The 11,650-nt window shown below is 65.5% G+C and carries 9 protein-coding genes and 1 pseudogene; 4 read left to right on the top strand and 6 right to left on the bottom strand.

Going from position 1 to position 11,650, the window contains the following annotated elements; genetic code table 11:
• The coding region (locus AC1D34_RS25940; protein WP_476825734.1) for a COG3904 family protein at positions 1-1,367 on the top strand (1,367 nt) is incomplete at its 5' end.
• Between the two features lie 116 nt (positions 1,368-1,483).
• On the top strand, positions 1,484-2,200 hold the full coding sequence (locus AC1D34_RS25935) for a phosphatase PAP2 family protein (protein WP_476825733.1): 717 nt from the start codon (positions 1,484-1,486) through the stop codon (positions 2,198-2,200).
• Between the two features lie 85 nt (positions 2,201-2,285).
• On the opposite strand, the gene fhuF is transcribed toward AC1D34_RS25935, so the two are convergent.
• From fhuF to AC1D34_RS25910, 5 genes are all read right to left on the bottom strand, one after another.
• On the bottom strand, positions 2,286-3,014 hold the full coding sequence (gene fhuF, locus AC1D34_RS25930; protein ID WP_441508114.1) for a siderophore-iron reductase FhuF: 729 nt from the start codon (positions 3,012-3,014) through the stop codon (positions 2,286-2,288).
• A 16-nt stretch (positions 3,015-3,030) separates the two neighbouring features.
• Positions 3,031-5,373, bottom strand: coding sequence for a molybdopterin-dependent oxidoreductase (locus tag AC1D34_RS25925; protein ID WP_476825732.1), 2,343 nt, complete (start codon positions 5,371-5,373; stop codon positions 3,031-3,033).
• A 157-nt stretch (positions 5,374-5,530) separates the two neighbouring features.
• Entirely contained in the window at positions 5,531-7,129 is a 1,599-nt protein-coding gene (locus tag AC1D34_RS25920; RefSeq protein WP_476825731.1) for a gamma-glutamyltransferase family protein, read from the bottom strand.
• Between the two features lie 387 nt (positions 7,130-7,516).
• A complete protein-coding gene (locus AC1D34_RS25915) occupies positions 7,517-8,173 on the bottom strand; it encodes a redoxin domain-containing protein (protein WP_476825730.1) in 657 nt (218 codons plus the stop codon).
• Positions 8,174-8,374: 201 nt separating this feature from the next.
• Positions 8,375-9,280 carry a S1C family serine protease gene (locus AC1D34_RS25910; RefSeq protein WP_476825729.1) on the bottom strand — a complete coding sequence of 302 codons (906 nt, stop codon included), beginning with the start codon at positions 9,278-9,280 and terminating at the stop codon, positions 8,375-8,377.
• 328 nt (positions 9,281-9,608) lie between these two features.
• Between AC1D34_RS25910 and AC1D34_RS25905 the strand changes: the two genes are divergently transcribed.
• Together AC1D34_RS25905 and AC1D34_RS25900 are read left to right on the top strand one after the other, a co-directional pair.
• Positions 9,609-10,001 (top strand): VOC family protein, encoded by a 393-nt coding sequence (locus AC1D34_RS25905; protein ID WP_476825728.1) that lies wholly within the window; start codon positions 9,609-9,611, stop codon positions 9,999-10,001.
• Between the two features lie 379 nt (positions 10,002-10,380).
• Positions 10,381-11,295: a hypothetical protein gene (locus tag AC1D34_RS25900; RefSeq protein WP_441493714.1), complete on the top strand. Its 915-nt coding sequence runs from the start codon at positions 10,381-10,383 to the stop codon at positions 11,293-11,295.
• Between the two features lie 175 nt (positions 11,296-11,470).
• On the opposite strand, the pseudogene AC1D34_RS25895 reads toward AC1D34_RS25900, so the two are convergent.
• A pseudogene (locus AC1D34_RS25895) lies at positions 11,471-11,650 on the bottom strand (pyridine nucleotide-disulfide oxidoreductase); the annotation flags it as partial.

Raw genomic sequence — 11,650 nt, 5'->3', positions numbered from 1 at the left:
GGCTTGTCGTGACGCTCATCGCGGTCTGGCAGGTCGTCGGCACCTGGAGGTCAGCGACACATCACGCGGAGCGGCGTGCGGCCTTGAGCCTGGGCGCTTTCTGGTCCAGGGCCGCCAAGGTCAGTCTCGGTCTCGGCGTTCTCAGGTTCCTGAGCGATCTGGTCAACGGGGCAGCGCCTCAGCTCGCCGAGCTCTACGACATGGCCTGGAGAGGCGACCCTCGGCTTCCAGGCTATTCCTTGCGGGTCATGCGAGATGGGACGGAGATCGAGATCACAGGCGGGATCAAATTCGGACTGGCTGCGGATTTCGAGCGCGTGATCAAGGCCTCGCCTCGGATCAAGGTCGTCCATCTGCACAGTTTTGGAGGGCGCCTCGGAGAGGCCGAGAAGCTGCGACAGAACATCGAGGCGCGCGGACTGATCACTTATGTTTCCGCGCGGTGCGAGTCCGCCTGCACGCTTATCTTTGCAGGCGGCCGCGAGCGATGGGCGCCCCGGTCCGGTGGCCTCGGCTATCACGGCCCAGCCTTTCCCGGCATGACAGCGGCGGATCTGGCTCCGTCCGTATTGGCCTGGAAGGCCGCCTATGTTGAAGCTGGACTGTCCACCAGTTTTGTCGACCGCGGACTCGCCGTGCCCAGCGACAAGATGTGGCGGCCGACCATCCAGGAGCTTGTCGCCGCAAACGCGGTCACGCACCAAGCGACTGGGAGTGAGTTTGCGATATCGGGCTATGGTGCCAACCCTACGCCTGACCAGCTGCTATCACCGTACCGAAAGGGCTGGCCGGCTCTGGCAGCGATCCAGGCGCGCCTTCCTGACGACTACGAGCGCATCAGGCGCGTCTTCGCCGATGGGTTCACAGCCGGAGCCACCGAGGACCAGATCATCGCGGACTACAGGGCTGTGCTGGCACGATTGTTGGCAGTCCACAGATCAAAGGCCGACGATCAGGTGCTGATCGATCAGGCGAATCTCCTGATCGATCAGTATCGGGCGCTTGGGCGCTCGGATCCTACGCTGTGCTATCAATATGCTGCCTTTGGTGGCGGCAAAGTGAACACAGCGGGAGCGCTCTCCGATGAGCTCACTCAGCGCGATCTGATGCTGCAGGAACAAATGATCATGACCTCCGGCCCGCATCCGCCGATTCCCGAAGCAGTCTCGGACGTCTTGCTGAGCAAAGTCCGGCAGTCGCTGATCCGTCGCTATGGCGCTGACCGGATTGCGATTTTTGCTGCAGAGACGGTCGCGCCTGCGCAGCATGCCGATTACTGCGCGATATCGACCGCGTTCTATCAGGAGATTGTCGCGATGCCCCCAGCGATGGCCAGCACGCTGCTCAGGGCGCTTGAAGCGCAATAGATCGTGCGGTCCCCTTTTGCAGGGCCGGTACGACGATCCCGTTCTACGAATACGCCGCGCGGGGCCGAGCGCAGATCCCGCTATTCCTCGGCAAAGCGCCGGGTTACTCTGGCCCGATGGAAGCCCCGCATCGCGCCTTTGGCCGGGTCGGCAACAGGGTACAGCCCTCGCGGCTGGCGCCGACCGCCTTTGCCGTCGCTGTGCTTGGCCTGTGCTTCCTTGCCGGCGAAATGATCGCAGGCGATCTCGCGCGCCTCGACATGGCGGTGCTGGCTGCTTTCAGAAGCGCCGGTGATCTGGGGCAGCCGCTTGGCCCGGCATGGCTGAAGGAGGCGGGCCGCGATATCACGGCATTGGGCAGCTTTGCCATTCTCGGCATTCTGTTCGCTGCGACGGTCGGCTATCTCATCCTGATCGGCAGGCGGGATGCGGCGAAGCTCGTGAGCGTGACCGTAATGGGCGGAGCTGTGGTCAGCGCCGCGCTCCAGCTCTGGCTCGACCGGCCGGGCCCCGACGGGCCCTATATCRTCTTCACCGCGAGCTTTCCGAGCGAGCATGCGACACTGTCCGCGATGACATTCCTGACGCTTGGCGCCTTGCTATCCCAGCTGGCGACCGACAAGCGGGTCAGGGTCTATCTGATGTCCCTTGCGATCATCCTGACTTTGGCGGTCGGCCTCAGCCGCATCTATCTCGGCGTGCATTATCCCAGCGATGTCCTGGCAGGATGGTGCATCGGCAGTGTCTGGGCCGCGCTCTGCTGGACTCTTGGACTTCGTCTCCAGCAACGCCGCGACGATCAAGAGCCGGCGGCGGTGCCGGCTGAATCATAGCCCTGCCTCGGCGTTCGACAGACGGCCTCGCGCTTCCACGTCCAATGGCGCCGACATTCGCTGCCTGGGCGCGCTGAAGCGCCGGCTATTCAGGCACCGCCCTTGCGGCCGGCAACGGGCAGGTCGAGCAATAGCTGCGCTCGGGAACGAGATAGCGGATGCAGCAGATCCGGCGCCGCCGGCCGCTTCCCTCATCCGGATCGGTATAGGACACGGGCTTGAAGAGCGGGTTGGGCTTGCCATTCGGCAAGCGTGCGCTCTCCAGAAAGCTCAAGGCCTCGGCGACGGCGTCATTGACGCCCATGGCGCGTTCGATGCGCCGCACGACGAATTCGAACATGTTGCCGGCATTGCTCCAGAGCACTTTTCGCGAGACGCCGGCAGCCGCCGACAGCGCCAGGACCATGGGCTCGATATGTCCCTGGATCAGCGGCATGAAGCGCGGGCCTTCATCAGCCGGGGCCGCATTGCTCCCGATGCCGCGCAGGTGGATGTGGCGTGTCGCGCCATCGGGACCGAAGGTGCAGCCAATGGCGGCCAGGTCGATATCGACCGCCCTTTGCGCCATCAGCGCGAGCGCCAGATAAGGCGGCAGCAGCGTGGCGAAATGCTGTTTCGACCAGAGCGAGGCGATCGCGCGGCGGTCGCCTCCAGGGCATTGCTGGGAATAGAGCGCGAGCAACTCGGCCAGCCGCGCGGCATCGCCGAGATCGCTGCCCGGCGAAGGGGCCGGCGCATCCGCCGCCAGGACGAAACGGTCGCCATAGGCCGCCAGTTCGCCAGAAAAGAGCGGCGCAAACGCCGGAATGGTCATTGTGCCGCTTCGGATGCTAGGTCGGTATCACCTGGCGCGCGGGCGGGTCATAGGCCTGGATCGGCGGCAGATTGCCGTCGAAACGCTCGACCTGGACGGTCGTCAGCTGCCCCGTGCAGCCCTGCGCCAGCGCCGAGGTTCCGACATCCCGGGTCAGGACATTGGGGTTGCCGTGGACGCAGAGCGATTTGTCCTCGCTCGGGTCGGCGGGATCATACCAGGCACCGGTCGGGAGCTGGATCACGCCCTGGCGGATGCCACCGGTGACGCGTATGCCGGCAAGGCAGGCGCCCCGCTCGTTCGAGATCCGAATGATGTCGCCATCGGCGATGCCGCGCGCGGCCGCGTCCGCGGGATGCATGCTGGCGACCTCGCGGCCGCGGTGCTTGGCCTCGCTGCTATGGCCGCCGAAGTCGAACTGGCTGTGCAGCCGCGTGCGCGGCTGGTTCGCGACCAGCACATAGGGCGAGGCCTTGTCCGGCACATTGGTCGGCCCGAGCCAGGTCGGGTGGCCCGGGCAATCCGCCTCGCCAAAGCTCGCGATCGTCTCCGAATAGATCTCCAGCTTGCCGGTCGGCGTCGGCAGCGGATGCCCCGCGGGGTCCTCGCGGAATTTCCGCAGGCGCCCGCCATCATCGGGCAGTTGTGGCAGCTCAAAACCCTCGCCCGCCCAGAATTCCTGGAAGCTCGGTGCCGGCAGGCCCTGGGCCGCGAGTTCGACGCGCGTCGGCTCGTAGAGATGCTCCAGCCATTGCCGCACCGTACGGCCCTCGGTGAAGGCCTGGCGTGTGCCGAGCCGCTCGGCGAGATCGGCGAAGATCGCGTAGTCGTCGCGCGCTTCCCCATAGGGCTCGACGACGGGCTGCATCGGGACGAGCCGCGGGTCGTTGGAACTGCCGCCGATATCCTCGCGCTCCAGCGTCATCGTGCAGGGCAGCACGATGTCGGCATGGCGCGCCGTCGCCGTCCAGGCCAGCTCGTGCACGACCAGTGTGTCGAGCCGGGCGAAGGCCTGGCGCAGGCGGTTCAGGTCCTGATGGTGGTGGAACGGATTGCCGCCGGCCCAGTAGACCAGCTTGATCTCGGGATAGGTTCGGGTCTGGCCGTTATAGCGATAGCTGGTCCCCGGGTTCAGCAGCATGTCGGCGATGCGGGCGACCGGAATGAAGTCGGACACCCCATTCCGACCCTGCGCGAAGGTCGGCACCGGCACGGCATTGTAGCGCCGCCCGTAATAGGCGATTGCGCCCAGCCCATAGCCATAACCGCCGCCCGGCAGGCCGATCTGGCCGAGCGCAGCCGCCAGCACCATGCCCATCCAGACCGGCTGCTCGCCGTGCTCGGCGCGCTGCAGCGCATGGGCGACGACGATCAGCGCGCGCCGGCCATGCAGCCGTGTCGCCAGCGCCGTGATCGCATCGGCCGGAACGCCGGCAATCGCCGCGGCCCAGGCCGCATCCTTGGGCTGGCCGTCGGTCTCGCCCAGGAGATAGCGCTCGAAGATCGGCCAGCCGACCGTGCAACGCGCGAGGAATTCGCGATCATGCAGGCCATTGACGACGAGGGTGTGGACCAGCGCCATCATCAACGCCGTGTCGCTGCCGGGATTGGAGGAGACCCACTCCGCACCTGCCTCCTCCGGCAGGTCGCCCCGGAGCGGCCCGACCAGCACGAACTGGCAACCGCGTGCCCTCGCCCGGTCCATGGCGCCGCGCTCGACATGCTTGCTGATGCTGCCGCCGGCCACCATGCTGTTCTTCAGGGCCATGCCGCCAAAGGCGAGCACGATCTCGCTGTGATCGGCGATCTGCTCCCAGGAGACGTTGCGCTTCACCAGGTCCTCGTAGTCGCCGATGACATGGGGCACCAGGACCGAGGACGCGCCCGAGGAATAGCTATTGACCGAGCGGACATAGCCGCCGACCGAGGTATTCAGGAAACGGTGGATCTGGCTCTGGGCGTGGTGGAAGCGCCCTGCGCTTGCCCAGCCATAGGAGCCACCGAAGATCGCACCCGGGCCGTGATCGTCGCGGATGCGCGCGAGCTCGCCCCCGAGCAGATCGAGCACGGCCCCCCAGGACATCGGCAGGTACTCGTCGCGTCCGCGCCGATCGTCCGGCCCCGGGCCGCGCTCGAGCCAGCCGCGGCGGACCATGGGCTGTGCGATCCGCGCGCGATGGCGCAAGGCGGCCGGGAAGTTCTGGATGATTTCGTTCGGATCGGGATCGCCCGGGTGGGGCCGGACTTCGAGCCGGCCATCCTGCATGCGGGCCGAGAACACGCCCCAATGCGAGGTATGCGGGCGAAAGGCGTCATCCGCCGCAGAAGGCTCGGTGATCTGGTCGTTCGAATGGGTCATCACATGTCTTCCCAGGCGCCAAAGCCGCCACAGCGATCATGGCATCCGGCATAGTGCCCCTGGATCGCAAGAGATTTCTGCGGCCCTCCCCGATGAGTGCCGCCTCAAGCCGAACTGACGCGCCGGCCCGAAGGCCGGCACGCGTCATCCGGCGGCCTCAAACCGCCACAACATATCCATCGCGGCGCGGGTCGGCTGCGCCGGTCATCACGCCGGTTGCGGGGTCGATCGCCACGGCCTGCATGCCGCCGCATCGCATCGTCCAGCCGGCATCAAAGGCCTCGATCTCGTGGCCGCGCCGCCGCAGCTCTTCAATCGTCCCGGCTGCGATACGGTTCTCGGCCTGGATGAAGCGCCCGTCCCAGAGCCGTGCCCGCGGCGCCTCGATCGCCTCCTGCAGCGGCAGGCCGAAATCGAGATGCTGCACCATAGCCTGGGTCTGGGTCTGCATGATGCCGTAGCTGCCGGGCGTGCCGAGCGCGAGCACCGGCTTTCCGGCGCGCGTCGTGATGCTGGGCGACATGCACATCGGCAATTCGTCGCCCGGCTTCGAGCGGTTCGGACTGCCGGGCTGGACATCGGCCCAGTACAGGAAATTGTTGAGGCAGAGCCCGGTGCCCGGCACGACGATGCCGCTGCCGAAGGGGCTGCCGAGGCTGTTGGTGATGCAGACCAGATTGCCCTCGGCATCWGCGGCCGAGAACGAGGTGGTATGGGCGGGATCCTCCTTGTCCTGCGGCGTCCATTGCTCGGTCGGGCCTTCGATCGGCTCCCMGTCGCCGATGCGCTGGCGCAGGCCCGCGATCGCGGCATCGGAGAAGACCTCGGCCAGGATCTCGGCGGAGGGATTGTTGCTGGCGATCCTGAGGCCGGCCGCGAGCCTGATGGCCCGATAGACCAGGTCGAGATGCTCCGGCCCATCCTTGCTCAGGCCTCCCAGATCGAAACCTTCGAGGATCTTGAGGCTCAGCAGGAACTGGAATGCCTCGCAGGGCGGCGGCGGAACATGGATATCGAGGCCGCGATAGCTCACGGCATGCGGCTCGCGCCAGCGCGGTTGCACGGCCGCGAGATCGGCCATGTTCATCTTGCCGCCGAGCCCGCTCAGATGTCCGACGATCCTTTCGCCCAGCGCGCCGCGATAAAGATGGTCCGGTCCCTTGGCCGCGATCTCCGCGAATGTGCCGGCGAGATCGGCCTGGCGCAGTACCTGGCCGAGCTTCACCGGTCCGCCATCCGGCAGGTAATTGGCGCTGAAGGCGGGATAAAGCTCCGGCGAGGCCGCGAGGAGCGGCGCCTGCTCGTTGAACTCCTCCACACCGAATTCGGAGAGCGCGAATCCGTCCCGGGCGAGCGCGATCGCCGGCGCCAGGATCTCACGGAGGGGCTTCCTGCCATAGCGCGCCGCCAGCTCGCACCAGCCCGCGAGATTGCCGGGAACCGCGACCGCATGCGGGCCGCGCTCCAGTTCGGCCCGCTTGGTGAAGCGTTCGGCCGGGAAGCTCGCCTGGATCGGCGGTACGAAGTCGAGCACGCGGACGCGTTGCTCGGCGGCACTCCAGAGCGTCGCCGAGCCCATGCCGGTCAGGCTCGACATGAAGGGCTCGACCACGGTCAGGGCGGCAGCGGTTGCTGCAATCGCGTCGAAAGCGTTGCCTCCCTGGATCAGGAGCCTGGCGCCGGCCTGGGCGGCGAGCGGGTGCGCCGCGGCAACCATGCCGTGGCGAGAAAACAACGTGGGGCGGCGGCCATGCATCGTCAGTCGTCCTTGCGTCCCTGTCCTCAGGCTGGATGCGATCAGAGCACAGTTCGCCGGCAAGGACAGGCCGCCAGCCCACGCTTTTCGAGGGGGTGCCGCCGGAGCTACATGCATGGCTGGGGCGATGATCGCCTCAGCCATGCGCTTCTGGAAGGAAGCAGGAATTGGAGGGGGAGCCGATCGTCGTCGGGGCTGATAACGGCGCTTCTGTCGGCTCGTCATCCTCTCCTGGTGAGAAAAGCCTCGAAAGGAAGCGGTTCCCGCTGGTGCTACCGAGATAGGTTGCCTGCCCGGCCGCTACGGTTCAGAGCGAACAGGCGTGATCACCGCTGTTCGCCGCTCCTCCTCCCGCTCTTCATCGAGTGCGCCCGCCCGCTGCCTGGTTCAGGACGCAAAGAGGGCTCGCGCTGCAGCGAGGATTTCCGCCGTCGAGGGGAATTTTCCGATACCGGCGAGCCCTTCGGAGCCGCATTCGATGTTCGCCCAGCGGATGACTCCATGCGGATCGATCAGGAACTGGCCCTTGAGCTGGGGCCATTGCTTCTCCATGTCGGAGTGGTCGGTCGGGCTCTCCCTATAGCCGTCGAGCCTGGTCAGCCTGTCAGCGGCCTCCCTGATCGGCACGGGCTGCGGGAACTCATCATTCGGATTGATCCGCAGCGTCGCAAAAGCCTCCAGTAACTCCGGGGTCGCAGGCGGCTTCGGCACACCATAGGCGCGATGGGTGGAGAGCTCCGGATCGACCGCCAGGCGCAGGTTGCTCGGGCGGAATTTGAAGTAGAGCTGCGCGTTCTCCAGCGGCGTTGCCACAATCCCAAGCGTTTCCACACCGATGGCCTTGAGCTCGCGATCGGTCGCCGCCATGTGCGCGATCGCCCGCCGGCAGAACGGGCACCACAGCCCCACGAACAGCGCAAGAAACACCGAATGCCTTTCGCGGTAATCGGAGAGCGACGCGATCCCGCTTCCGTCGACCGTAGGGAGGACAAAATCAGGCGCCAATTCGCCTGGCGAGGCCGGGGGCCGGAATCCATTTGCCATACGAAGACTCTCCGCCTGACGAACTGGATCAGTTGAGAACCGGCAGGATCATGCCGGGGCCTCGGCCGGCAGGCAGGAACCTATTCCGGCCGTTCAAGTATAACTCTGCCGCAGCCCGGTTCCCAGCCTTACGGTGCAGTGCGGCGGGATTCCGTACGCGTCGGCGCTCGGCCCGGAGTCTGCTCCGCCCCGCTTCGCCGCTCACTGCAGATGCGGCTTCTTCAGAAAGCTGCCCCTGTCGGCCGACCGGATGCGAAGCCATGTCTCGCGGCCGTCGCGGACGACCCTGATCGGGACCTCGGCGCCTGCCGGGCCGCTCGCCCAGAGCTTCCGATAGAAATCGGCCAGGCCGTCGATCTCGCCATCGCGAACATCCGAGATGATGTCGCCGGGACGCAGGCCCGCCTGGGCTGCCGGCCCGCCTTCGGCCACGCTCATCACCACGACCTTGCCATTGCTCTCGGCCGAGAAGGCGCCGAGCCAGGGGCGTGGCGGCTTGTCGACCCGGCCCCGGGCGAGCAGATCGTCGAGGATCGGCGGAAGCAGATCGATCGGCACGATCATATTGACGTCAAAGATCTCGCCGGCCCGGCCCATCCGCAGGTGCAGCGAGCCGATGCCCAGGAGCTTTCCATCCGGTCCGAACAGCGCCGCACCACCCCAGGACGGGTGCGCCGGGGCGGTGAAGATGGCTTCGTCCAGCAGATATTCCCAGTAGCCGGCGAATTCCTGCTTGGCCACGATATTGGCCTCCACGACTTGCCCGATGCCGTCTGCAAGCAGGACGGACTCGCCGATTTCGGCATCAGTGGCGGCGCCGAACGCGACCGCCGGCAGGTCGAGCCGCTCAAGCGCCTGGACCAGGCCAAAGCCGGTCTCCTGATCATAGGCCAGCGCATGCGCGGGCACCACGCGACCGGTCCACGTCGTCAGCCAGACATCCTCGGCCTCGGTAATCAGGTAGCCGATGGTCAGCACCAGCCCATTGTCGCGAATGACGACACCGCTGCCTTCCCGCCTTGTGCCCAGCGCGGAGGCCGTGAAGGCATCGGCAGGAATGGACGAGCGAACGCCCACGACGGAGTGCAAGATCGGGCCGATGCTCATCGTTCCATCCTGAAAGGGCGCGGCGCTGAGATCGAGGCGGTGCGCCGGCCGGCAGAAACTGGATAGCTCTCTCAAAAGGTATGAACCGGCCTGATCGACACAAGGCCCCGACGATGATTGAGCGGCCGGTTACCCGAATGTGATCGACACAGACCGGCCGCTTGGAGACGCCTCCGCCCTTCCCGTCCAGGTTGTATTCCTCTAAATTGCGGGTGGACACGGGAGACAACAAGGGATCGGACCCCTGTCCGGACAAAGCTCGACATGTGGAACAGGGCGAGAGTGGACCACAATCCATTTCTCAGGAAACAGCTCTAAGGCACTCATCATGCGAATCTATGTGAGCAGCGTCTTCGTCGACGACCAGGCCAAGGCCCTGGACTTCTATACCGGCACGCTTGGCTTCATCGTGAAGAACGATGTTCCCGTCGGCGACTACCGTTGGCTGACGGTCGTATCACCGGAGGAACCAGGGGGAACGGAACTGCTGCTGGAGCCCAGCGCGCATCCGGCGGTCAAGCCCTACAAGGACGCTCTCGTCAAGGACGGCATTCCCGCAACCTCGTTCCAGGTCCAGGATCTGAATGGAGAATTTGCAAGGCTTAGCGAGCRCGGGGTCGTGTTCACGCAGGAGCCGATGGATGCAGGACCTGTGCGGATGGCGGTCCTGGACGACACCTGCGGCAATCTCATCCAGCTGATCCAAATGAAACAGGGCTGAACGCCATTAATCTTCCCGAAATCCGGCATCCGCCTTTACGACAGATGCCTAGCTTGTCGGTGATCATGCGCCGGGGCACACCCTGTCGCAGGCACGGCCGCATGCGCCAACAGGCGCACCGACGACAATAGTGCTCTCCCCCAGTCCCAGCTCGGTTGGCACAGGCCCACGTGACGTTGCCCCTCGGTCCCAATCCAGTTTGACGTTCGTTTGGTACACAGAGGCGCCAAGGCGGTCTTAGCCGCTACGGTCAACAAGTGGTAGGAACGACCGGTTACGGGGGCATGGCGGCGTGATGACGAAGCTTGGTCTTGATTGCAGAATGTCGGATGCAAGCTGCCGCTCGCAAAGAACTTGGCTCCATCGAAAGAGAGGTCCTGTGGCCCGCTCGGTGCTGATCACGATCGCCGTTGCGTTCGCCGGTGCGGCCCTGTCCGCCGAACCGCAGCCGAGCAAGGCTCTTCCGCCTGCATCGGCAACGGCCGCCTGCCTTGAGCAGAACAGCCTGCCAAACGACGTTTTCGGCTTCAATTCGGGAAGTGACGTCAATGATCTCGGACAGTTTTCTCTCTCGGGAGCGTATGGCGGTTCTTTCGGAGCGCGCAGCGGTCCACTCGCGTCGCACAACCTCAATGTCCAGGCGACCTACTCGCCATGGCGCTGTGTCGAGCTCGATCCCTTCGCCTTTGCGGGGGTGACCAATTCGAAGACGTTCGGTGCGAAGGCCAACGGCTCCACCGTCGGCGGCGGTATCGAGATGAAGTACAAGCTGCTCGGGCGCGATACAAATGGCGTCGGCCTGACCTTCGACGCCGTGCTCCAGGGCGCGGCAACCGATGGCGCGTTCTACACGCTCACCGGACGATCGCGCAGTGTCTATGACGGCGTCTTCTCGGTGTTCCTCGACAAGGAACTGGTCGCCGGCAAGCTCTACGGGGCTCTCAACGTCAGCTACGACTGGAACTATCAGGACCTCGGCTCGCCAAGCGGCGGCTATGCCAGAACCTCGATAGCTCGCATTGGCGGYGCGCTGACCTATCAGCTTGCGGACAGTTTCTTCATCGGTGCCGAGGCAAGCCATTTCCGGCGTTACGATAACCTTGCCTTCGGTCATCTCCTCGGTCAGGCGACGTTCGCGGGGCCGAACTTCTATTGGGCCTTCACGAAAGATTGGGCACTCTCCGGTGCCTGGAGTATCCAGGTGGCCGGTCGCGCCACCGGTGTTGGCGGCAATGTCGATCTGACCAATTTCTCCCACCACATCGCCAAGCTGAAGCTCAACCATGATTTCTGACGTGGTTCACGCCGCTTTGGCTTGCGGGGCGGATGGCTCGCACCCAGAGCCGATGACGACGGCTCATAGCGGATGATGGCGAAGCCCTCGGAAGCGCGCCGCGCTGCTCGGCGAGGTCGAGGACTTGAAGRCCAGTATACWGCCGATCGACGGTCAGGTTTCGGCAATCGAGCAGCTAGCTGACGAGGCCGAGATAGCCCGCAAGTTCGCGCGCCGCGGCAGCGCCCGCCCGGTTGGCGCCGATCGTCGAGGCCGAGGGGCCATAGCCGACAAGATGGATGCGCGGGTCCTTGGCGACCTGGGTCGCGAGCCGGCCTGTTATGACGATGCCGCCCTTCTCGTCCCGGATCTGCAG

This window comes from Allobosea sp. P1_A7, assembly GCF_056406775.1.
This window is presented reverse-complemented; position numbering and strand designations above follow the sequence as displayed.